The sequence below is a fragment of the Streptomyces mangrovisoli genome (assembly GCF_000974985.2).
GTDB lineage: Bacteria > Actinomycetota > Actinomycetes > Streptomycetales > Streptomycetaceae > Streptomyces > Streptomyces mangrovisoli.
On record NZ_LAVA02000016.1, the window covers coordinates 176,578 to 198,830 of the forward strand.

17 protein-coding genes are annotated in these 22,253 nt (G+C 72.0%); 14 read left to right on the forward strand and 3 right to left on the reverse strand.

The genetic code is table 11. The features are described 5' to 3' along the window. Window positions 1–327: 327 nt before the first annotated feature. The 14 genes from WN71_RS08510 to WN71_RS08575 all read left to right on the forward strand — a co-directional run bounded on the left by WN71_RS08510 (window position 328) and on the right by WN71_RS08575 (window position 15,230). Complete coding sequence (locus WN71_RS08510) at window positions 328–2,439, forward strand: DUF8189 domain-containing protein (RefSeq protein ID WP_046582071.1); 2,112 nt, start codon at window positions 328–330, stop codon at window positions 2,437–2,439. A 310-nt stretch (window positions 2,440–2,749) separates the two neighbouring features. Continuing rightward, on the forward strand, window positions 2,750–4,042 hold the full coding sequence (locus tag WN71_RS08515) for an ABC transporter substrate-binding protein (protein WP_046582070.1): 1,293 nt from the start codon (window positions 2,750–2,752) through the stop codon (window positions 4,040–4,042). A gap of 44 nt (window positions 4,043–4,086) precedes the next feature. Continuing rightward, the gene (locus WN71_RS08520; protein WP_240529597.1) at window positions 4,087–4,941 is read left to right on the forward strand and encodes a carbohydrate ABC transporter permease; all 855 of its coding nucleotides are present in this window, start codon (window positions 4,087–4,089) and stop codon (window positions 4,939–4,941) included. Continuing rightward, window positions 4,941–5,855 (forward strand): carbohydrate ABC transporter permease, encoded by a 915-nt coding sequence (locus tag WN71_RS08525; protein WP_240529598.1) that lies wholly within the window; start codon window positions 4,941–4,943, stop codon window positions 5,853–5,855. The genes WN71_RS08520 and WN71_RS08525 overlap by 1 nt, the downstream gene beginning before the upstream one ends. Beyond that, a complete protein-coding gene (locus WN71_RS08530; RefSeq protein WP_046582067.1) occupies window positions 5,852–7,963 on the forward strand; it encodes an alpha-galactosidase in 2,112 nt (703 codons plus the stop codon). The genes WN71_RS08525 and WN71_RS08530 overlap by 4 nt, the downstream gene beginning before the upstream one ends. A gap of 55 nt (window positions 7,964–8,018) precedes the next feature. Further along, the gene (locus WN71_RS08535) at window positions 8,019–8,777 is read left to right on the forward strand and encodes an SDR family NAD(P)-dependent oxidoreductase (protein WP_046582065.1); all 759 of its coding nucleotides are present in this window, start codon (window positions 8,019–8,021) and stop codon (window positions 8,775–8,777) included. Window positions 8,778–8,828: 51 nt separating this feature from the next. Beyond that, window positions 8,829–9,590, forward strand: a complete 762-nt coding sequence (locus WN71_RS08540; RefSeq protein ID WP_046582063.1) for a FadR/GntR family transcriptional regulator — start codon at window positions 8,829–8,831, stop codon at window positions 9,588–9,590. Then, window positions 9,587–10,732 (forward strand): galactonate dehydratase, encoded by a 1,146-nt coding sequence (gene dgoD / locus WN71_RS08545; RefSeq protein ID WP_046582061.1) that lies wholly within the window; start codon window positions 9,587–9,589, stop codon window positions 10,730–10,732. The genes WN71_RS08540 and dgoD overlap by 4 nt, the downstream gene beginning before the upstream one ends. Continuing rightward, on the forward strand, window positions 10,726–11,523 hold the full coding sequence (locus WN71_RS08550) for a hypothetical protein (RefSeq protein ID WP_046582059.1): 798 nt from the start codon (window positions 10,726–10,728) through the stop codon (window positions 11,521–11,523). Before dgoD ends, WN71_RS08550 begins: the two co-directional genes overlap by 7 nt. Window positions 11,524–11,677: 154 nt before the next feature. After that, complete coding sequence (locus WN71_RS08555; protein ID WP_046582057.1) at window positions 11,678–12,313, forward strand: bifunctional 4-hydroxy-2-oxoglutarate aldolase/2-dehydro-3-deoxy-phosphogluconate aldolase; 636 nt, start codon at window positions 11,678–11,680, stop codon at window positions 12,311–12,313. After that, on the forward strand, window positions 12,304–13,209 hold the full coding sequence (locus WN71_RS08560; protein WP_107469595.1) for an SMP-30/gluconolactonase/LRE family protein: 906 nt from the start codon (window positions 12,304–12,306) through the stop codon (window positions 13,207–13,209). The genes WN71_RS08555 and WN71_RS08560 overlap by 10 nt, the downstream gene beginning before the upstream one ends. A 12-nt stretch (window positions 13,210–13,221) precedes the next feature. Further along, window positions 13,222–14,199 carry a sugar kinase gene (locus WN71_RS08565; protein ID WP_046582056.1) on the forward strand — a complete coding sequence of 326 codons (978 nt, stop codon included), beginning with the start codon at window positions 13,222–13,224 and terminating at the stop codon, window positions 14,197–14,199. 594 nt (window positions 14,200–14,793) lie between these two features. Next, window positions 14,794–15,048 carry a hypothetical protein gene (locus WN71_RS08570; protein ID WP_046582054.1) on the forward strand — a complete coding sequence of 85 codons (255 nt, stop codon included), beginning with the start codon at window positions 14,794–14,796 and terminating at the stop codon, window positions 15,046–15,048. Between the two features lie 2 nt (window positions 15,049–15,050). Next, the gene (locus tag WN71_RS08575) at window positions 15,051–15,230 is read left to right on the forward strand and encodes a DUF6480 family protein (RefSeq protein WP_046582052.1); all 180 of its coding nucleotides are present in this window, start codon (window positions 15,051–15,053) and stop codon (window positions 15,228–15,230) included. Between the two features lie 232 nt (window positions 15,231–15,462). Here WN71_RS08575 and WN71_RS08580 read toward each other — a convergent pair whose 3' ends face one another. The 3 genes from WN71_RS08580 to WN71_RS43185 form a co-directional block, all read right to left on the reverse strand. Next, window positions 15,463–16,236 (reverse strand): TIGR03084 family metal-binding protein, encoded by a 774-nt coding sequence (locus tag WN71_RS08580; protein ID WP_046582258.1) that lies wholly within the window; start codon window positions 16,234–16,236, stop codon window positions 15,463–15,465. A 121-nt stretch (window positions 16,237–16,357) separates the two neighbouring features. Next, on the reverse strand, window positions 16,358–18,016 hold the full coding sequence (locus WN71_RS08585; protein WP_046582050.1) for a hypothetical protein: 1,659 nt from the start codon (window positions 18,014–18,016) through the stop codon (window positions 16,358–16,360). A gap of 104 nt (window positions 18,017–18,120) precedes the next feature. Continuing rightward, window positions 18,121–22,113 (reverse strand): LamG domain-containing protein, encoded by a 3,993-nt coding sequence (locus WN71_RS43185; RefSeq protein ID WP_143074814.1) that lies wholly within the window; start codon window positions 22,111–22,113, stop codon window positions 18,121–18,123. Window positions 22,114–22,253 lie beyond the last annotated feature (140 nt).

A 22,253-nucleotide genomic window follows, 5' to 3' on the forward strand; every position in this document is an offset into this window, starting at 1 on the left:
GCACACGCCCGCCGACGCGTGGCTGTTGCGCGCGGTGTCTGCGGCGCGCCGTACGAGGTCGGTCCGGAGGGCACCCTGCGGCGTTGGCGGGGGCCGGTGCCGTACCGGGCACGGATGCCTGGGTCTCCGTCCGACAGCCTCTGGGCGCGCCCGTCGCGCCACTCTTGAGAGCGCGTTTATAAGTTAATTAGCAATTAATATTGACAGGTCCCGAGGGGCTGGGCACAGTTTCCGCCGTGGCACCGACCCCCGGCGCAACGGCCGGATCGGGGGTGCCTCGTGTCCCCCAACTCTCGGGAGAATCAAGTGACTTCGCATCGTGCAGACATGGCGCGCGTGCGGCGGGTCGCGGCGGTGTTCGGCGCCGCGGCACTGGTCGGGTCGGCCGTTCCGGCGGCACACGCCGCGGACGACCAGGGTGCGCCGCAGTACTACGACAGCGGCCTCGCCTCCACGCCGTACATGGGATGGAACACCTACTACGGGCTCGGCGCCCCGACGGAGGACCAGGTCAAGAAGGTCGCCGACTACCTCGTCAGCAGCGGGCTGCGCGACAGCGGATACAACATCGTCTGGCTGGACGGCGGTTGGCAGGCCGACCAGCCGCGCGATCCGGAGACGGGTCGGCTCGTGGCCAGTCCCACGCGCTTCCCCTCCGGCATCCCCGCCCTCGTGACGTACCTCCACCAGCGCGGCCTCAAGGCCGGCATCTACACCGACGCGGGGGAGTACGACGGCGGCACGTGGTGCGGGCTCGGCAGCCGCGGCCACTACACCCAGGACGCGCGGCAGTTCGCGGAGTGGAAGGTGGACGCCATCAAGGCGGACTTCCTGTGCGGCATCGGCGCCGGGCTCGATCCGGGCACGGCCTTCAAGGAGTTCAGCGACGCCGTCGCCAAGTCCGGCCGGAAGATGCTGCTCAACCTGTGCAACCCGCTCACCGACGACTGGGGCATGTCCCACACCCCCGCGCAGGACGCGCACAACACCTTCGTCTACGGGCCGACGACCGCCGACTCCTGGCGCACGGGCACGGACATCGCCTGGGGCACCCCGACGGCGGGGGAGTGGCCGAACATCCTGCGCAACATGGATGCCAACGCCTGGCACCCCGAGGCCCAGGGACCCGGGCACTGGAACGACCCGGACTACCTCATCCCGATGCGCAAGCTCGCCGACGGCGGCTACGAACTCGACCAGGAGGAGTCCACCACCCAGTTCGTGATGTGGGCCGAGATGGCCTCGCCGCTGATGCTCGGCAGCGACCCGCGCACCCTGTCGCAGTCCATGCTCGACACCCTGCGCAACCCCGAGATCATCGCCGTCGACCAGGACCCGCTGGGCATCCAGGGCGCCCGCGTGGCCACCGACTCCGTCGGCGACGTCTACAGCAAGGTCCTCCAGGGCGCGGGCAGCCGGGCGGTCGTCCTGCTCAACCGTTCCGACCAGGCGCAGGACCGCACGGTGACGTTCGCGGACGCCGGCCTGACGGGCGCGGTCGGCGTCCGCGACCTGCGGGCCCGCACCTCGCGCGGCACCTTCACCGGTTCCTACACCGTGCGCGTCCCCGCGCACGGCACCGCGTTCCTGAAGCTGACCGGCACCGACCAGGCGCCCGGCACGCAACTGTCCGGCCGTTCCTCGGCCAGCCCGGCCCTGGTGCGCGACGGCGACACCATGACCGCCTTCACGCGCGGCACGGACGGGTCCCTGCGGGCGCAGACCGCCCGTGACGGTGACTGGTCCACGGCGCGCACCAGCGATCTGGGCGGCCCGACCCACGGCCGGATCCTCGGCCAGCCCGCCGCGTACGCCTCCGCCGGCGGCCGGATCGACGTCTTCGTGCGCGGCACCGACGACAACGCCTACCGGCGCGTGTACGCGAACGGGCACTGGGGTCGCTGGCAGAACCTGGGCGGCACGCTGACGGACGCGCCGACCGTGGCCTTCTCCGGCCCGGACGACTGGACGCTCGTCGCCCGCGGCGCGGACGGCAGGCTGTGGTCGCGCGGGCCGTCCTCCGGCTGGACCTCGCAGGGCGCCCCGCAGGACAAGGCGTTCACCGGCCGCCCCTCCGGCGTCGTGGACGACGCGGGCCGCCTGCACGTGGCCGTGCGCACCTCCGACGACGCGGTCTGGGAGCGGACGCGCGACACCTCCGGCGAGTGGTCCGACTGGACGTCCCTCGGCGGCACGGTGAGCGGCAGTCCGACGCTGGTGGCGTCCGGCGGCACGGTGCACCTGTACGCACGGGCCGGTGACTACACGCTGTGGACCCGCAGTTGGACGGCATCCGGCGGCTGGGCCGGTTGGAGCAAGGTCGACGGCTTCGTCAGCGGCGCCTTCGACGGGGCGCTCGGTGCCGTGGCCGGGCCGGACGGCGGCGTGCTGGCCGCCTTCCGCGGGGTGGACGGGCGCGTGCACCAGACCGGCCTCTGAGCCGCGCTCTCACCCACGCACCGACGTGCTGACGCGCCGACTCACCGAAGCGTCGAAGCACCGACCCACCGAAGCACGAACTCACTGACATGCCGAAGCATCGCCGCGTCACTGTATGACCCGGTTTCACCCCGTGGCAACGGGTGTGCCCCGGGGGCTTGTTCGCCCCGGGGCACACCCTCCGCGAAATAAATTACTAATTAATCTTGACGGCCCTCCGGCGCCTGAGCCAAGCTGTGCCTGCCGCGCCCTGAGCCGGGCCGTCAGGGGGCCTCAAGCTCCGTTCCATGGGCACCAAGGGAGTGCACAGATGACCGCCTTCAACGCCACCCGCCGCAGATTCCTCATAGGAAGCGGCGCAGTCGGCGCCGGCGCGCTGCTCAGCAGCTGCGTCACGCAGAGCCCGTCCTCCTCCGCAGGCAAGTCCGGTGGCCCCGTGACCCTGCAGTCCAACCTCTCCTCACCGCAGGCCAAGGCCGCGATGCAGAAGATCGTCGCCGCCTTCGACAAGCGCGGCGACGCCACGGCACAGCTCAACACCGTCGCCTCGGAGACCTTCCGCACGCAGCTGCCGACCTACCTCACCTCGGCCAACCCGCCGGACGTCTACACCTGGTACCCCGGTTCCGTCGCCGAGTCGTACGCCAAGAAGGACCTGCTCCTCGACCTCGACGACATCTGGACCAAGCCCGAACTCTCCGGCTACACCGACGCGCTGAAAAAGCTCTGCACCTCGTCCTCCAGCGGCAAGAAGGTCTTCGTGCCCACCAGCTACTACTGGTGGGGCATGTTCTACCGGAAGTCCAACTTCGCGAAGTGGGGCGTCAAGGAGCCCAAGACCTGGGACGAGTTCCTCGACCTGTGCGACAAGCTCAAGAGCAAGGGCGTCGACCCGATCGGCCTCGGCGCCGGCGGCGACACCCCGTGGGTCGCCTCCGCATGGTTCGACTACCTCGACATCCGCATCAACGGCGCCGGCTTCCACCGCGAACTCCTCGCCGGCAAGCACCGGTTCGACGGACCCGAGGTCCGCAAGGTCTTCGACAAGTGGGACGAGGTCCGCCCCTACTTCGACCCGAACGGCACGGCGATCCCCTTCCAGGACGCCACCACCCGCCTGCTCCAGGGCCACACCGGCATGATGCTCATCGGCACCTTCTTCGCCGACGCCGCACCCAAGGACGCCCTGGACGACCTGGACTTCTTCCAGTTCCCCATCATCGACCCGAAGGTGCCCGTCGCCGAAGAAGCGCCCACCGACGGCTACTTCGCCAGCGCCCGCACCGGACGCGGCGACGACGTCAAGGAGCTGCTGCGCTACCTCGCCACCGCCGAGGCGCAGGAGCTCTACCTCAAGAGCTCGTCCGGCACCACGCTGCCCACCCACCCGGACGCCAAGGACGCGGGCACCCCGCTGGTCCTCAAGGGCCGCAAGCTCATCGAGAGCGCCGCCGACCTCACCCAGTTCTTCAACCGGGACTCCAGCGACGCACTCCAGCCGACCGCCGACACGGCCCTGGTGCACTACCTGTCCAAGCCCAAGGAGATCGGTTCCATCCTCACCACCTGGCAGCGCAGCGCACAGAAGATCTGGAGCCAGTGACAATGGCGCTGACCGGCTCCGCACGACGGTCCAGGGCCACGCGAGTGCCCCCGGTGGTCCTGGCCTTCGTCCTCGTCCCGCTGCTCGCCGAGGGGTTCTGGGTCTTCTGGCCGGCCCTGCAGGGCTTCTATCTCTCCCTCACCTCGTGGGACGGCCTGGCGGCCCCGAAGTTCATCGGTCTCGGCAACTACAGCGAGATGCTGCACGACGCGGTCTTCCGCACCGCCGCGGTCAACACGGTGCTGTGGCTGCTGTTGTTCGGCGGGCTCTCCGCGGCCCTCGGGCTCGGCACCGCGATGCTGCTGCAGAAGGAGCGGCGCGGCATCGGCTTCTACCGGGCGGCGCTCTTCCTGCCGGTGGTCTTCTCGCTCGTCGCGACCGCACTGGTGTGGCAGGCCATGTACCAGCCGGACGGCCTGATCAACAACGTGCTGGGGGCCGTCGGTCTCGGCGGCTGGAAGCACGCCTGGCTCGCCGACCAGGACACCGCCTTCTACGCGGTCATCGTGCCCGCGCTGTGGCGCCAGGTCGGCTACGTGATGGTGCTGTACCTGGCCGGCCTCAAGGGCATCGACCCCGTCCTCTACGAAGCCGCCAAGGTCGACGGCGCCACCCGCTGGCAGCAGTTCCGGCACATCACCCTGCCGCAGCTGCGCAGCGTCAACGCCGTCGTCCTGTCGGTGATCGTCATCGACTCGCTGCGCTCGTTCGACGTCGTATGGGCGCTCACCCGCGGCGGCCCCTACCATTCCTCCGAACTGCTGAGCACCTACATGTACTCCACCGCGTTCCAGTCCCTGCGCCTGGGATACGGCTCCGCGCTCGCCGTGGTCATCTTCCTGCTGGCCTTCGGTGTCATCGTGAGCTACCTCGTGCGCGCCTTCCGGGAGGCCGACTGATGACCGCCACCCACACGGCCGCACCCGCCGAGGACACCGAGGTGCGGACCGCACCCCGCGAGACCGCGGCGCCCCGCCGCCCCCTCCTGGACGGCCGCAGGCTGCGCACGGCCGGCTTCCACCTCTCCGCGGCAGCGCTGTCCGCGCTGTGGCTGCTGCCGATCGTCCTCGTGCTGGTCACCAGTACCCGCACGTTCGACGACATCGCCGCGCACGGAGTGGGCAGCATGCCGCACTCGTTCAGCCTCGACGGCTTCCGCCAGGCGTGGGTGGACGGCGGCCAGCAGCGCGCACTCGTCAACAGCATGCTGGTCACCCTGCCCACCGTGGCGATCTCGCTCGGCCTCGCCTCGATGGCGGCGTTCGCGCTCAGCCGCTACGACCTGCCCCTGCGGCGCGTCCTGCTGCTGCTCATGCTCGGCGGCAACCTGCTGCCTCCGCAGATCCTGCTGATCCCGGTCTCCAGACTCAGCGAAGTGCTCGGCATCTACGACCGGTTGTACGCCCTGATCGGCGTGCAGGTCGGCTTCGGCGTCGGCTTCTACGTCTTCGTCCTGCACGGCTTCATGCGGGCGATCCCCGGTGAGATCCAGCAGGCCGCCGTCATCGACGGCGCGGGCCCGTGGCAGATCTACTGGCGGATCATCCTGCCGCTGGCCCGCCCCGCGCTGGCGGCCCTGACCGCCCTGTCGTTCACCTGGATCTTCAACGACCTGCTGTGGGCCATCACGGTGCTGCGCACCGACAGCCAGATGCCCGTCACCGCGTCACTGATCGGACTGCAGGGCCAGTACGTGTCCATGTGGAACGTCATCGCGGCCGGATCGGTGATCGCCGCCGCCCCGACCGTGGCCGTCTTCCTCCGCTTCCAGCGCCACTTCGTGGCCGGACTGAACCTCGGAGCCGTGAAATGACCGCCCCCGACCGGTGGTTGCTGCGCACCGACACCACCACCTACGCCGTCACCCTCGAAGGCGACGGACGCTGGGCCGAACTCGCCGCGTGGGGGCCGCACGGCGCCGAGGACGGACCCTCGCCCATGGACTGGTCCGGCCGTACCCACTTCATCACCCCCGCCGACGCCGCCCCGGCCGAGTACATCCCGTACGGGCTGCGGCCGTTCACCGGCGCCGACCTGATCGCCTCCCGCCCAGGCCACGACCGCGGCAGCTGGTGGCGCTTCGACGGCGCCACGCAGGACGGCGACCGTGCCCTGCGCCTGGAGTTCGCCGACGACCTCCTCGGGCTGCGCACCACGCTGTGCTACGAGACGGTGCCCGGCACCGACGTCGTCCTGCGCTGGACGGAACTCACCTGCACCGGAGCGGACGAGGTACGGCTGGAGCGCTTCGACTCCGCCGCCGTCAACGTGCCCGTCCAGGGCGGCGCGCGGCTGACCTACCTGGCCGGCCAGTGGTCGCAGGAGTTCCAGCTCAAGAACGTCGAACTGGACCGCGGGCGCTTCGAGATGGAAAGCACCCAGGGCTCGGCGGGCCACGCCTACCACCCCTGGCTCGCCGTCCAGGACGCCGCCGACCCCGCCGAGGGAACCACCCCCACCTACGGGATCGCACTGGAGTGGTCCGGGAACTGGCGGATCACCGCCGACGCCGAACCCGGCGGCGCGGTACGGGTGCGGGCCGGCCGGGTGCCCCACGAGGGCGCCGTCCGCCTCGCCCCCGGCACCACCCTCGTCACGCCCCGGCTCGCCTGCGCCTTCAGCCCGGACGGCCTCGACGGCCTGGCCCGCGTCTGGCACCGCTACGAGCGGCACCTGACCGGCGAGCGCATCGACCGCCCCCACAAGGTCCTGTACAACTCCTGGGAGGCCACCGGCTTCGACGTCGACGCCGCCGGCCAGCTCGAACTCGCAACGCTCGCCGCCGAACTGGGCGCCGAACTCTTCGTCGTCGACGACGGCTGGTTCACCGGCCGCGCCGACGACACCGGCGGCCTCGGCGACTGGCACCCCGACCCGGCCGAGTTCCCCGGCGGATTCGACCGGTTCGTCGAGGACGTCCGCGCCCTCGGCATGGACTTCGGTCTGTGGGTCGAACCCGAGGGCATCAGTCCCCGCTCGAAGCTGTACGCCGAGCACCCCGAGTGGGTGTACCGGATCGACGGCCGCCCGGTGACGCTCGTGCGCAACCAGCTGCTGCTCGACCTCGGCCGCGCGGACGTCCAGGAGTTCGTCCTGGCCACCCTGGACCGGCTGCTCGGCTCCCACGCCATCGGCTACCTCAAGTGGGACATGAACCGGCCCCCCACCGAACGCGGCCGCCCGGGCCACCCGGACGGCCCCGACCCGGAGCGGCAGGACCTCGACGCCGCCCACGTCGCCGGCTACCTCCGCGTCCTCGACCACCTGCGCACCGCGCACCCGCACGTCACCGTCGAGGGCTGCGCCGGCGGCGGCGGCCGCGTCGAGCACGCCACCATCGCCCGCACCGACGTGGTGTGGCCCAGCGACAACACCGCGCCCATGGACCGGCTGCGCATCCAGCACGGCTACCTCCACGCGCACGCCCCGCACACCATGAGCTCCTGGGTCACCGACGCCCCCGGCCTCTTCGACCCCCGGCCGCGCTCACTCGCCTTCCGCTTCGTCAACTCCATGGCCGGCGTGCTCGGCATCGGCGCGGACATCCGCCACTGGACGCCGCGCCAGCGCGCCGAAGCCGCCCGGTGGATCGCCCGGTACAAGGAGATCCGGGACGTCGTCCACCACGGCGAGGTCCATCTGCTGGGCAGCCCCGCCGACCCGACGTGCGGCGTCCAGTACGAGGAACCGGGCGGCGCCCGCGTGGTGGTGACGGCCTGGAACACCGGGCCCCTGGACGGCGCGCCCCTGCTGCCCGGACGGCCCGCCCGGCTGCGCCTGCGCGGCCTCGCCCCGGGGTCCGTGTACACCGACACGGCCACCGGAACCCGCTACAACGGCGCCCATCTGCTGCACTCGGGGCTGCCGTACGCCTGGACCCCCGAACACGACGCGGAGCTGACCGTCCTGACCCGTCAGTGACGACAGCGGACGAATCCGCGCCCCGCAGGCCCCCGAACAGGAGAAGATCCACCCCATGAACCCAGCCGCCCGTTTCACCCACCGCGTCGCCGTCGTCACGGGCGCCGCGTCCGGCATCGGCGCGGCCTGCGCCGCCCGCCTGAGCGCGGAGGGCGCGGCCGTCGTCCTCGTCGACATCGCCGCCGAGCGCGGCGAGGAGACCGCCGAGCGGCTGCGCAAGGACGGGGCCAGGGCCGTGTTCGTGGCCGCCGACGTCACGAGCGAGGAGGACTGGCAGCGGGTCGTCACCGCCGCGCACGGCTTCGGGCCCGTGGGCGTCCTGGTGAGCAACGCATACACGGTCACCGTGGCGCCGGCCCACGAGACCACGCTCGCCTCCTGGGAGCGCCAGCTCTCGGTCAACCTGACCGGCGCCTTCCTCGGCATGAAGGCGGTCCTGCCGGATCTGCGCGCGCACGGCGGGTCCGCGGTGCTCGTCTCCTCCGTGCACGCGCACCGGGGTCTCCCCGGCCACCCCGCGTACGCGGCGAGCAAGGGCGCCCTGCTCTCGCTGTGCGGTCAACTCGCCGTCGAGTACGGCCCGGACGTCCGCGTCAACGCGGTTCTGCCGGGACCGATCCTGACGGCCGCATGGGACCGGGTCCCGCAGGCCGACCGCGAACTCAGCGTCGCCGAGACCGCGGCCCGCCGTTTCGGCACCCCCGAGGAGGTCGCCGCCGCCGTCGCCTTCCTCGCCGCCGACGAAGCCTCGTACATCACCGGATCGACTCTGCTCGTGGACGGCGGCTGGAGCGTCACCAAGTCCTCGGCCTGACGCGGCACCGACCGCTCCAGTCACCTACCGAACAGCAAGAAAGGCAAACCTATGAGGCCCTACGCACGCCGCGGGGTGCACGGCCAGACCGTGGAGGCCCTCGCCCACCGGGTGCTCAGCGGCGACATCCCCGAGGGGGCGACGCTCGACATGGCGGCCCTGCAGAGCGAGCTGGACGTCAGCCTGACCGCCCTGCGCGAGGCCCTGAAGGTGCTCGCCGCCAAGGGCATGGTCGACGCCCGGCAGAAGCGCGGCACGTTCGTCAGGCCCCGCTCGGACTGGAACCTGCTCGACGCCGACATGCTGCGCTGGCAGTTCTCCGAGAGCGGCGCCACCGGCGCGGACACCGCGCTGCTGCGCAATCTCGGCGAGGTGCGCGGCATCATCGAGCCCGCGGCCGTCCGTCTCGCGGCGGACCGCCGCACCGACGCCGACCTGGAGGCGCTGGAGGCCGCGCTGACCGCCATGGGGCAGCAGGGAGGCGCGAGCGATGCCGTCGAGGCCGACCTCGCCTTCCACCGGGCGCTGCTCGCGGCCACCCACAACGAGCTGCTGGAACGCATGGAGATGGTCATCGAGTCGGGCCTCGCCCAGCGCGACCAGCTCGTGCACAGCGCACCGCACAGCGAGGACCCGGTCCCCAGTCACCGGGCCGTCCTCGACGCCGTGCGCGACCGGGACGCGGACGCCGCGGAACACGCCATGCGCGCCCTGCTCGATCAGGCGACGCGCGATCTCGACCGGGTCAGCGGCCCGCAGGAGCCGCAGGACGCGGACGGTTCACCGAAGACGAAGGGCGGCCAGGCACAGTGAAGATCGTCCGCGTCGAGACGTTTCTCGTCCCGCCCCGCTGGCTGTTCTGCCGCATCGAGACCGACGACGGCGTCGTCGGCTGGGGCGAGCCGGTGGTGGAGGGCCGGGCCGAGGTGGTCCGCTCCGCCGTCGAGGTGCTGTCGGAGTACCTGGTGGGCCAGGACCCGCTGCGCATCCAGGACCACTGGCAGGTGCTGACCAAGGGCGGCTTCTACCGGGGCGGGCCGGTCCTGTCCAGCGCCGTCGCCGGCATCGACCAGGCCCTGTGGGACATCGCGGGCCAGGCCCTCGGGGTGCCCGTGCACACCCTGCTCGGCGGCCCGGTCCGCGACACGGTACGGGTGTACGCCTGGGTCGGCGGCGACGAACCGGACCGGATCAAGGAAGAAGTCACGGCCCAGGTGGAGGCCGGCTTCACCGCCGTCAAGATGAACGCCGCCGGGCGCACCTCACCGATCGGCAGCCCCGCCGAGACGGCCGCCGTCGTCGAGCGCGTGGCGGCCGCCCGCGAGGTCCTGGGCCCGCACCGGGACGTCGCCGTCGACTTCCACGGGCGTTTCAGCGCCGCCAACGCCCGGCGCGTGCTCGACGAGTTGGCCCCGTTGCACCCGCTGTTCGTCGAGGAACCCGTCCTGCCCGAGCAGGGACACCTGCTGCCGGGCCTGGTCGCCGCCTCGCCGGTGCCGCTCGCCACCGGTGAACGGCTCTACGGGCGGGCCGAGTTCCTGCCGGTGCTGACGGCCGGCGTCGCCGTCGCCCAGCCGGACCTGTCGCACGCCGGCGGGATATCCGAGGTCACCAGGATCGCCTCGCTCGCCGAGACCTTCGGGGCCCACCTCGCGCCGCACTGCCCGCTCGGACCGATCGCGCTCGCCGCGAGCCTTCAAGTCGCCTTCGCCACGCCGAACTTCCTCATCCAGGAACAGAGCCGGGGCATCCACTACAACAAGGACGCCGACCTGCTGTCCTACCTGGTCGACACCGAGCCGTTCCGCTTCGTCGACGGCCAGGCGCACCGCACCGAGCTGCCCGGACTCGGGATCGCCGTCGACGAGGACGCGGTGCGCGCCGCCGACCGCTCCGGCCACGCCTGGCGCAACCCCGTCTGGCGGCACGCCGACGGCTCCTTCGCCGAATGGTGAGCGTCACCCCGCTGCCCGTCCGTGTCGCCACCGACGCGGACCACGGCGGACGCTGGACCTCGCTGACCGCGGGCGGTCGCGAGTGGCTGTGGCACCGCGACGAACCCCGCCGCCCCCTGGTCCGGCCCGGTGACGCCTTCGCCGACGCCGGAGGGCTGGAGGAGTGCGTGCCCACCGTGCGCGGGCTGCCCGACCACGGGGACGCCTGGTCGCGGTCCTGGCGGCGGGCCGGGGACGAGGACACCGTGGAGTGCCCCGACTTCCGGCTCACCCGGCGCCTCGGCGAACGGGGGAACGCCGTCGTCGCCGACTACACGCTCACCGCCGATCCCGGCTACCGCTTCGTGTGGGCCGCCCACGCCCTGCTCGACCTCTCCGTCGCCGCCCGGATCAGCGTCGCCGGACCAGCCCCCGTACGGCTCTACCCGGACGAGGGCGACCGATGGGTCGCCGGCACCTGGCCCACCGCCGGCGGCGTGCCCCTGGACCGGCTCGGCCCGGACGACGGCAGCGCCGTCGGAGCGGTCGTGCAGACCTCCCAGGTGTCCGTGCACGACGGCACCGACACCCTGCACCTGTCCGTCGAGGCCGAGGGACAGCCGGTCGCGGTCGCTCTGTGGCGCAACCTCGGCGGCTTCCCCGAGCACGCGCCGTACCGCTCGATCGGCGTCGAGCCGATGCTGGGGCGCGTCTTCGACCGCGCCGCGGCGGCGGACGGCGACACCGCCGTCGTGCCGCCCGGCGGACGGGTCGCCTGGCGGCTCACCGTCACGGCGGACCGTCATCTCTGAACTTCCGTCATCTGGCGGTGAGATCGGCTGGCGGCTCACTGTCATGGCGGGCCGCTGCCTCTGAAGATCCGTCATCTGGCGGTCAGGTCGCCCGGCGGCTCACCGTCACGGCGGACCGCCACCCCTGAACACCCGTCACCAGAAGGGACTCCGGATGAACCTGCTCGCCGCGCTGCGAGCCCACCGGCTGCTCGCCATCGTCCGCGGCAGCGACCCGGACGCCGCGCTGACTACCGTGCTCACCCTCGCCGAGGAAGGCATCACCCTCATCGAGGTCTCCCTCTCGGGCCGCGACGCGCTCGACGTCATCGCACGAGCCCGCGCCGCGCTCGGCGCCGACGCCACGCTCGGTGCCGGGACCGTGCTCACCTCCGACGACGCCCGCGCCGCGCAGAGGGCCGGCGCCTCGTTCCTCGTGACCCCGGCGGTCAGCGACGCCATCGCCACCGCGAACGAGCTGGGACTGCCCGTACTCGCGGGCGTGCTGACCCCCACCGACATCCTCCAGGCGCAGCGGCTCGGCGCCGACGCCCTCAAGTTGTTCCCGGCGGGCAGCGCCGGGGGGCCCGGCTATCTGCGGGACCTGCGCGGCCCCTTCCCGAACCTGCCCTTCGTACCGGTCGGAGGCGTGGACGCGGCGGCGGCCGCCGAGTACCTCGCTGCGGGTGCCACGGCCGTCGGCGTCGGCTCGCCCCTGGTCGGCGACGCCGCGGCGGGCGGGGACCTCACCGCCCTGCGCGAACGCGCCCGCGTCTTCCGGGACGTCGTCCGCCCGGAGCCGTGCCGGTGACCGCCCCGGCCGTCCTGAGCACCGACCGGCTCGAACTGGGCGAGGGCATTCGCTGGACGGACGGTCGCGCCGTGCTGACCGACATCCTCACCGGCCGACTGCTCGCCCTGCCCGACGGGCCCGGCGCGGCGCTCGATCCCATCACTCGGCTGTCCTGCCCGCTGGGGGCCGTGGCACCGGTCGAAGGGCGCCCCGGCCACTGGATCGCCGCGGCAGGCACCGGCATCTGCCACATCGATCCCGCCGGCCGCGTGGTCTGGATCGCGCGCCCCGAGGACGGCGCACCCGTGCCGATGCGGATGAACGACGGCGTCGCCGACCCGCACGGCCGCTTCTGGGCCGGCAGCATGGCCTGCGAGGCCACCGAGGACGCCGGCTCCCTCTACCGCCTGGACCGCGACGGCCGCGTCACCCGTGTCCTGCGGGACGTCTCGATCCCCAACGGACCGGCCTTCGCCGCCGACGGAACCTCCCTGTACCTCGCCGACAGCGCCCGGGGAGTCATCCGCCGCTACCCGGTCGACCCCGAGAGCGGCGACCTGGGCGCACCCGAAGCCGTGGCCGCCCTCGAGACCGGCAGCCCCGACGGCATGACCGTGGACATCGAGGGCTGCCTGTGGACCGCCGTCTGGGGAGCCGGCCAGGTCCGCCGCTACCGCCCCGACGGCACACTCGACCAGACCGTCGACCTGCCCGCCCGCCAGCCCGCGGGACTCTGCCTCGGCGGCCCCGACGGCCGTACGCTCCTCGTCACCAGCGCGCACATCGGCCTGCCCGACCCGGGACCGCTCGACGGCGCCGTCTTCGCGGTCCGGGTCGACGTACCCGGTGCCCCGGCCGCCCCCTACCGCCCGACGGCCCCCGCCGCCCCGGCCGACCGCGCCGGCACACCCTAGGAACCCCTCACCATGAACACCCATCGGCCACTGCGCACCGGTCCCGTGGTCTGCGTCGGCGAGACCATGGCCGCCCTCGCCCCCGACCCCCTCGGCCCGCTGGACGGCGCCGACCTGCTGCGCGTGGACATCGCGGGCGCCGAGTCGAACGTCGCCCTCTACCTCGCCGACCACGGCATCCCCGTCCGCTGGGTCTCCGCGGTGGGCGACGACCCCTTCGGCCGCCGCGTCCGCGCCCGCGTCGCCGCGGGCGGCGTCGACGTGAGCGGCGTGCGCACCGACCCGGGACGACCCACCGGTCTGCTGTTCAAGGACCCGGGCCCGCACGGCACCCGCGTCCACTACCGCCGGGCCGGCTCCGCCGCCTCGGCCCTCACCCCCGACGTGCTCGACGGCCCGGCCTTCACGGACGCCGCGCTGGTCCACCTCAGCGGAATCACCCCCGCTCTGTCGCGCGGCTGCCGCGGCCTCGTCGACCACGCGCTGCGCCCCGACCGCCCGTGGCCCGTCAGCTTCGACGTCAACCACCGGCCCGCCCTGTGGGCCGACCGCTCCGCGGCCGACGTGCTGCGCGGGCTCGCGGACCGGGCCGACATCGTCCTGGTCGGCCTCGACGAGGCCCAGGCCCTGTGGGGGGACGGGGTGACCGATGCCGAACGGGTGCGTGACCTCCTGCCCGGTCCGCACCTTCTCGTGGTGAAGGACGGAGACCGTGCTGCCACCGCGTTCGTTGGGGCCGAGCCTCACGTCGTGCCCGCTCTGAAGGTGCGGGTCGCCGAACCGGTGGGCGCGGGTGACGCCTTCGCCGCCGGTTTCCTCGGCGGCCTGCTGCGCCGGCTGTCCGTGGACCGCGCCCTGCGCCTCGGCCATCTGACCGCGGCCTCGGCGCTGAGGGTCGCCGCCGACCACGGCCCGCTGCTGGACGGCGCATGCGTCGCGGCGCTCCTGGACGCCGACGAGGAGGCCTGGCGGGCCGCCGTGATCGACTGAGCGCCACCGTCGGCCGCAGGCGCCCGCTCGGCGGTGCACCCACTCTCACCCGGCCGGGCCGACCGGCCCGGGAGCCCGCTGTCGGTGCGGCCGTCTACGTTCGGTCCATGACACCGAGAGATCTTGCCGCGTTCGAGCGTGAGTGGAGGCGATTCGAGTCGTGGCTCGGTGCGCACTCGCCGGCCGATCACGCCATGCTGCGCAGCCCGGCCGAGCACCAGCGGCTCGTCGAGCTGCGTGCTCGTGGACGTGGGCGGGGACGACATCGATGCCGGTCTGTGGGGCGGATCCGCACCTGACGCGGCCCGAGGCAGCCGCAGGAACGAGATCAGCACCGGATGACGGCGGGCCGTCAGGGTGCCAGGCGGCGGATCGCGACGAAGGCCGCGTCGTCGCCCTGAGGCCGGCTTCGAAGAGGGTGGCCGCACGTGTACGAGACCTCATGCCGACACCCGGCCCCAGGCCCGGGGACGCAGGAAGGCGACACCTGGGTGCATCCGCATGTCCGACCGGCGCCGAAAGCGACACGATGAGCATTTCGTGCCGTTATGACTGACGGGGCGCAGGACGGGTCCCGGCGGACAGGAGACTGCGATGATCGTCAAGAAGCTTCACGACGCCGGCGTCACGAGTGAGCACGCCTATCTGGCCGCGTTCGGCTCGATCGGCCTGTCTCTGGTGTCGTGGCTGACCTCCTCGAAGGCCGAGAACCTCGAACGCGCCGACCGCTGGGGCATCTTCGTCGGTGAATGGGCACCCACGTTCTTCGCCCTGGGGCTCGCCCTCGCCAACTACGAGGAACGCGAACCGGTCGGACTGCACTCCGTCGCTCACGAACCGGAGGGGTGACGATGACCCCGCCTCGCATCCCGCCGGGCGAGACCCCGCCCGTGGAAGGCAGCATCGCCGAAGCGCACCAGGAACGAGCCGACGGCGGCCTCTGGGAGCATCCGCGCGTATGGCTGTTCCTGATCCTGCTGGGCTGCCTGCTCGTCGCCGGGTTCTTCGTGGCTCGCGTCATCGATCTCTGACGCGGCCACATGGTCCTGCTCGCAAGGCGCAGCGAAGCGACGGCCCCGCCGTCCGCCGTTGCGCGGAGGCTCTCGCAGCCCGCACGGTGAATCCGCGCACTCTGTTGTGGGAGGGGGCGGACCGGCGCTCATCGGCATCCGGGAGGGTGGCCGTCACTGCGCGCCGCCCGCCGAGTGCCGCGTGGTCGGTGCGGGGTGTTCGTTCGTCCGCTCACCGACCTCCGTCGCGCCGTCAGAGGAAGACGCGTGCCACCTCCAGCCACTTCCGGGCGTCCTCGCCGGTCGTCGTCAGGTGGGTCTCGGACCAGGAGCGACGCCGCGTGACGCACAGGCAGAAGTCCATGGCGCTGCCCTGTACCCGTTGCGCGGCGGCCTGAGGGCCCCACACCCAGGTCAGTCCGTCCGGTGCCGTCAGTTCGACGCGGAAGGGGTCCGCCGGTTCGGGCAGTCCGACGGCGGCGAAGGACAGGGCCCGTCCCAGCACCCCCAGCGACGCCACGTGCCGCAGCCGATCCGTGGGGCGACGCGCGAGGCCCACGGCGTCGAAGACGTCCTGTCCGTGTGCCCAGGTCTCCATCAGGCGAAGGGGCGTCATCAGGGCCGGGGTCACCTTCGACATGTACCAGGGGAAGGCGTGGTCCCATGGCGTGTCGCGCAGCGCCGCAGCCAGTTCCGTTCGACCGGACCGCCACTCGTCCAGGAGTACGGGCCTCGGTAGTGCCGCTCGGGCGGCGGCGGCACGGTCCGCGTATGCGCTGCCCTCGGTCTCCGCCCGCCGGAGTTCGGCGTCGAACGCGTCCGGCGTGCGTAACGCGCAGAGTGCGTTCGCGTCCGACCACGTGAGGTGGGCTATCTGGTGGGCGACCGTCCAGCCGGGCGCCGGGGTCGGGAGGGACCAGTCGTCCACTTCACCGACCAGACCGTCGAGTTCGTCGCCCTCGGCCACCAGCGCGGACAGGACATCGGCGTCGTCCTCTTCGGGGACGGCGAGGTTGTAGTTCACCATGGGCGCCATGCTGCCACCGCGTCCTGACCGGAGTCGGGTACCGGCTGCGCGGGCAACTCCCGTGCGGCCGGATTCCGTTCACTCGGTGGTGGCGCCCCGGGCACCACCACCGAGGACGGGTTCAGCGGACGTCGACGTAGTCGGTGACCTTGGTGCTTGCGAGGTAGTGGGTTGCGGTCTCGCGGCTGAGGGCGACGGCCCAGGTGCCGTCCTGCTGGGCGGTCACCCTGCCCTTGAGGTGGCCGTTCTTGTCGGTGTCCAGCTCGCAGACGTAGTGATAGGTGCTGGAGCCGCGGGGCTTGAAGTAGAGGGTGGGTGATCCGCCGGCGAGCGCCTTCCAGGTGGTTCCCTTCTTGTACTGGAGGGTGCCGGCGAAGCTGATCGGCTGTCCCTTGCGGACGGGGTCGGGTGAGGCGTGGAAGCCGGTGACGCGGGTGGCGTAGCGGTAGAGGTGGACGGGCTTGGTGGTGCTGGAGGCCAGGTCGGGGTTGCCGTCGAAGCGGGCCCGCCAGTAGGCGTCGGTGTCCACCTTGGTGAGGGTGCGCGCGAACGTCTCCTGCCACAGGGGCTTGTTGTGGCGGATCGGGACGGCGACGGTGGCGGCGTCCTTCCAGCCGCTCTTGCCGTCCTGGGAGTACTGCAGGGTGACGGTGGGCTTGGCGGGCCAGTGGGCGTGTGCGTCGTCGTAGGAGACGTAGCCGTCGGCCGACAGGGTTCCGTCGTCGTGGAGGGTCGGGCTCAGGGTGGTGTGGGTGGTGTAGGCGACGTGGAGGGTGAAGGGTTCGGCCGCGGTCTGCTGGAAGGGCAGGTCCCCGGTGCCCGCGACGAGTTCGGCGTCCGGGGCGGGGCTGTCCGAGGGGACGTGCAGGGTGTAGTCGCCGTGGCTGTCGGTGGTCGTTCGTGCGACCACGTGCGCCTGGTCCCCGAGGGCGATCGCGGTGTTCGGCAGCGGCTGCCAGCCGGCGGTGGTCTGGATCTCGGCTCGGCCGGTGACGGTCCCGGTGGCCCCCTGCGCCAGGTTCAGGGCGTGCGTGCTCGCCGAGAAACGGACCGGTGCCTGACTGGTGTGGAGGTTCTGCGGGTACGTCGGTGGGACGACCGCCTCACGGTAGCTGCCGGAGGCCTCGGGCACGGTGTACAGCTGGAACGACGGCTCGGAGGGGACGAACGCGGCGGTGAAGCGGCCGTCGGCGCCGGTGGTCGCGGTCGTGTGGAGGTGTCCGGCGTCGGTGTCCACGGTGATGCCCGCGGCGGGGGCCGAAGTGTCGGGGTCGCGAGGGTCCCGGGCCACGACGGTGCCGCTGACCGAGACCTCCTGGTGGAGGTAGTCCGGCACGTTCGGGGTGGTGGTGAGGCCCGAGATGGCGAGGACCGTCCGGTAGTGCAGCGTGTGCGGGGAGAGGACCCCCGTGACGGTCGCGCCGGAGGCGTCCTCCAGATCGACGGTGATCCGGTAGTCGCCGAGTTCGGCGAGGTGCACCGGCGCCCGCCACACGCCCGACCGCGCGTCCTGCCCCGAGTACTGGGTGAAGTCCTCGGTCTCTCCGGCCTCCGGAGCCCCGTCCGGCGCGCCCAGGGGGTGGAAGTGCGCCGTGATTCGGGTGAGTGGGGAGTCGGAGTGCGCCGTCACGAAGAGCAGGCCCGGCTCGTACCAGTCGTCCGCGTCGGACAGGACGGGACCGCCGGCGGTGCCGTCCGCACGGGCCGGCAGGGTGCCCGTGAACAGGGATGCCGACAGGGCGGTGGCCGTGGCCGCGGCCAGGAGGGTGCTGCGTCTCATGATGGTCCTCAGGGCAGACGTGGGGTGGGAGCCGGAGCCTGGAGAAAGGGCCCGCACCCGGAGGTCTCCGGGTGCGGGCGGTGGTGCGAAGGGGTGGTCAGGTGTCAGTCGAGCTGGGCCACCTTGGGGAGGTCTCCGGCGTACGCGGCGTCCGCGGGAGGCAGGGCGGTGGGGTACAGGCGGACGTCACTGACCGTTCCGTTGGCGTATTCGCCGTAGGCCCCGGAGGCGAGTTTGCGGCCTATCTGGAGAGGGCCGGTGGCGTTCCAGGGGGTGTACGTCCAGTCGGTGGTGGCGGTGAGCTTCCCGTCGACGTACAGGCGGATCTCCTTCGCCGAGGCGTCGTACATGCCGACGAGGTGGGTCCACCGGCCGACGACGACCTTGCTGCCGTAGGTGGCCCGCCAGACGGCGCCGCTCGCGTCGGTGCTGTGCCGGCCGAACGCCCAGGACTTGGCGCCGTAGGAGTAGTACAGCTGGAATCCGTTGTTGGTGGTGCCGTTCTGGGAGACGAAGGTGCTGTTGGCGGTACCCAGCGAGGTGAGCTTGACCCAGGCGGAGACGGTGAAGCTCTTGGAGGTGTCGACGGCCGGGCCGGTCGTACTGCCGTAGCCGGTGGTGCCGTTGAGCGTCACGGCGTTGCCGCGGGTGGTGTCGTTGCTCCAGGAGTAGCCGCCGGACAGGGTGGCCCCCAGGGTGCCGGTGCTGTCGGCGGTCGTGGTGCCGGTGCCTTCGGCGAGCTTCCACCAGTGGGTGGCGGTGTCGGTGACCGAGCCGAGCGCGACCGGCGCGGCGAAGTCGTAGGTGGGCGGGGAGGTCAGGACGAGGCTCTGGCGATAGTTGTACTCGATGAGCCGGCCGTTGCTGTTGACGGTGTACAGGTCCGGGTAGCCGTCCGGGCCGCCGGGGTTGGCCGAAGTGGCCAGGACCGGGCTGTTGACGTCGCCGGGGGAGGCGACGACGGGGTAGGCGGTCGGCGACAGGGTGAGGCCCAGGCTGGCGTGGGCGGTCGGGTGGAGGAGGGCGGGGACCAGGGTGGCCGGGTCGACGGTGATCGGGTAGCTGTAGAGCTGGCCGGTCGTGTTGTCGCGGGACCACAGGACGGGCTTGCCCTTGAAGGTGCCGGCGGCGATCAGGCTCTGGCCGGTCCAGTCGCCGTCACCGAGGAGCAGCGGGTTCTTGAGGTGGTAGCCGCCGTCGGACTGGTAGATCCACAGTTCCTTGTTCTCGACGGTGATCACGGCGGGGTAGTCGTCGGTGTTGCCGAAGACGTTCCCCGGGGCGATGAGCTGGCTGACGTTCCAGGTGGTGCTGTCGTAGTCGGTGCCGCGGCAGCGGGTGTCGTCGGCGACGACGTCGGAAGCCGCGCAGGGGTCCTTGACGACGCGGTCGAAGCGCTTGTCGACGAAGCCGCCGAGAGTGGACCACGGTGCGCGCGGGATGGAGGCGTCGTCGACGGGGTCGAGGTCGTTCTTGACGATGTACAGGTTGTGGCTGGTCTTGTTGTACGCCCACAGGTCGTCGCCGTTCGCGCCGTGCAGGTTGCCGCGGTGGGCGATGAGGTAGTTGTTCCAGCCGGTGCCGTCGGGTGAGTCCTCCTTGGTGGACACGGTGACGGGACCGGTGACGGCGGGCGGGGTGCCGGTGACGGGGTCGCTGTGGATGGGCGCGGTGCTCTGGCCCGGGTCCTGGTCGCCGGGGATCAGGTCGAGGTCGCCGGTCTTGGTGGTGGCCAGCAGGTCGGGCACGCCGTCGCCGGTGATGTCACCGGGTTTGACGGTGGTGGCGGGGTTCCACGGCACCGTGAAGGTGTAACCGGCGGGGCTGGTGGAGATGTTGCCGGCCTTGTCCACTCCGGCGACGTACAGGGTGTGCACGCCCCAGTCCTGGATCGGGACGGGGATGGTGGCGGTGGAGCGGCCCTGGCTGTCGGTGCCGGAGACGGTGGCGCTCCGGCCGTCGGCGGCGGTGGGGGGCGAGTCGAGCTGCCACAGGAAGGACGTGATGCCGCTGGACTTGCAGGGGCCCGGGGCGCAGGTGTCGTCACTGGCGGGGGAGTCGGTGCCCGCGACGGTGAAGTCGGTGGTCTTGCCGGGGCCCGCGTAGACCGGGTCACCCTCGCGCGCGGTTCCGGCCGGCGGGAAGGCCGGGTTGCCGGAGATGTCGGGGGTCGGGGGGGCGGTGAAGTCGGTGGTGAACCAGCAGTGGTCGGACTTGCCGGAGGTGAGGGCCTGGTCGGAGTCGTCCTCGGCGTAGACGTCCCAGGCGTACTGGTGGCCGTCCTTGAGGGTGGCGCCGATCTTCATCGCCGCGTCCGTGCCGGAGGCCAGGGCGGCGCTGTCCGGGGTCGAGACGGCGGCGCCGTTGCCGTCGCCGTCGGGGTCGACGGTGCGGTCCCAGACGTAGTAGTGCGCTTTGACCTTCTCGCCGGAGATCTGGCTGGTGACGGTGGAGTGCAGGGTGACGTTGCTGCCGGCGTCCGAATAGGTGGTGGCGCCGATCCAGCCCACGCCACTGGTGGTGCAGGGGGCCGAGGCGCCCGCGGCGGCCGGCGTGATGTGCAGGTCGGTCGGGATGCCCGGCGGGATGTCGAACTTGGTGGTCAGGGTGAGTGTGGTCGACAGGCGCAGGTAGTCGTCGTTGCTCGACGACTCCGACTCGTTGCCGTACAGGCCGATGGTCCAGGTGTTGCTCTCGGCGCCGAAGGTGCCGTCGGCGTCGTAGCCGTCGCCGTCCTCGTCGGCGATCTTCTGGGCCTGCTGCTTCACGTGGAAGGTGGCCGTGCTGTTGCTGCACGAACTGCCGGAGTTGGCGCCGCTGGGCACGGTGTCGGACACCGTCGGGAAGGCGGAGTCGTGGACGCCGGGCCGGGACAGCCAGTCGGTGCTCGCGCTGATGGCGTTGGTGGTGTGGAGCGTGAGGGGCTGGTTCTGACTGCAGTTGTAGCTTGCCGCGTACGTGGTGGAGATCTTCACGTAGGCGTCGTCGACGACGAACGAGGGGTGCAGCCCGCCGGTGTTGATCGCCCAGTACGAGCGCTCGACGCCGACTCCGCAGGCGCCGCCCCAGCGTTGGTAGCCCGCGCCCTGGCCGTTGGTCTGTGCCTTGTCGTACTGCGGGGAGTTGTCGCAGGTCGAGCTGGAGTACACCTCGGTGTAGTGGCCCGCGGTGGAGGTGACCGGGTTGGTGTACGGGTCGATGTACACCGGGTAGGCCGTGTCCGGGCTGGTGAGCATGCCCGCGTCGGGGGTCAGCGTGACGGCCTTGCTCGTGGCGGTCATGGCGACCGGTTCGGTGGTGGCCTCCGGTCCGGGGCCGTCCACGGAGGAGGTCACGTCGCCCGCGGGTCCGCCGAGCTTGGCGGGGGTGGTGGCGGAGTCCCACATGAGTGGCTGCGGGCTGGTGTAGTCCAGGTCGCCGTCGTCGGAGGTCGCCTGCAGGGTGTTCGAGCCGGTGGTGGCCAGCGTGAGGCCGTGGGTGTCGGTGGCCAGGGTGAGCTTCTTCAGCCGGGGGTCGGCCGCCGCGTCCGCGTCGTGGACGACCAGGACGTCGCTGAAGCCGCCCTGGTCGGTGACGGACACGGACAGGTCGACGCCGGGCAGCACCGAGGAGTAGAGGGCGGTGTCGCCGTCGACGGTCGGGGCGGGAAGCGTGAAGGGCAGGGTCAGCGCCATGCCGGCCCCGTCGGCGTGGGTGAGGGTGACCAGCGGGCCGTTGCCGCCGCCCGAGAGGGTCACCGCGTTGGGCGTGGCCTCGGGTGCGAAACCGCCGTGGCCGTCGGCGGTGAGGGTGGAGTCCACGGGAGCCCACTTGCCGTCCTTGCGGACGCGGGTGGGCAGGGCGCTGGTGGTGTTGACGAAGGTGCCGTCGGGCTGTGCCTCGGTGGTGGAGACCTCGGTGGTCAGCGCGTCGACGGGGACGGTCTTTCCGCTGGCGAGGGCCTGTGTCCGGGCGGCCAGCAGCGGGTCGCCGGAGGTGGTGTCGGCGGCGGCCGGGAGCGCCGGAAGGGCCGCCGTCAGGCTCAACACGGCGGCGAACAGGACCAGTCTGCCGGCGGTGGCACTGCGTCTACGGCCGATGCGTATCGGTGGTCTCAACACCTGGTGGGCTTCCTTCGGGTCGCGGGCAGCGGGTGGGGGAAGGCCCGAGTGCCACAGAGAGCAGGAAAGTGATCAACTGCCGCACAGAAACTACACAGGAACTGTCATGCACATGCATGGTTTGTTCATGGAAATGG

Bases quoted from the DNA above. Each gene is read 5' to 3' on its own strand.
- WN71_RS08510 (WP_046582071.1), top strand. From the start codon at position 328: ATGGCGCGCGTGCGGCGGGTCGCGGCGGTGTTCGGCGCCGCGGCACTG.
- WN71_RS08515 (WP_046582070.1), top strand. From the start codon at position 2,750: ATGACCGCCTTCAACGCCACCCGCCGCAGATTCCTCATAGGAAGCGGC.
- WN71_RS08525 (WP_240529598.1), top strand. From the start codon at position 4,941: ATGACCGCCACCCACACGGCCGCACCCGCCGAGGACACCGAGGTGCGG.
- WN71_RS08530 (WP_046582067.1), top strand. From the start codon at position 5,852: ATGACCGCCCCCGACCGGTGGTTGCTGCGCACCGACACCACCACCTAC.
- WN71_RS08535 (WP_046582065.1), top strand. From the start codon at position 8,019: ATGAACCCAGCCGCCCGTTTCACCCACCGCGTCGCCGTCGTCACGGGC.
- WN71_RS08540 (WP_046582063.1), top strand. From the start codon at position 8,829: ATGAGGCCCTACGCACGCCGCGGGGTGCACGGCCAGACCGTGGAGGCC.
- WN71_RS08550 (WP_046582059.1), top strand. From the start codon at position 10,726: ATGGTGAGCGTCACCCCGCTGCCCGTCCGTGTCGCCACCGACGCGGAC.
- WN71_RS08555 (WP_046582057.1), top strand. From the start codon at position 11,678: ATGAACCTGCTCGCCGCGCTGCGAGCCCACCGGCTGCTCGCCATCGTC.
- WN71_RS08565 (WP_046582056.1), top strand. From the start codon at position 13,222: ATGAACACCCATCGGCCACTGCGCACCGGTCCCGTGGTCTGCGTCGGC.
- WN71_RS08570 (WP_046582054.1), top strand. From the start codon at position 14,794: ATGATCGTCAAGAAGCTTCACGACGCCGGCGTCACGAGTGAGCACGCC.
- WN71_RS08575 (WP_046582052.1), top strand. From the start codon at position 15,051: ATGACCCCGCCTCGCATCCCGCCGGGCGAGACCCCGCCCGTGGAAGGC.
- WN71_RS08580 (WP_046582258.1), bottom strand. From the start codon at position 16,236: ATGGTGAACTACAACCTCGCCGTCCCCGAAGAGGACGACGCCGATGTC.
- WN71_RS08585 (WP_046582050.1), bottom strand. From the start codon at position 18,016: ATGAGACGCAGCACCCTCCTGGCCGCGGCCACGGCCACCGCCCTGTCG.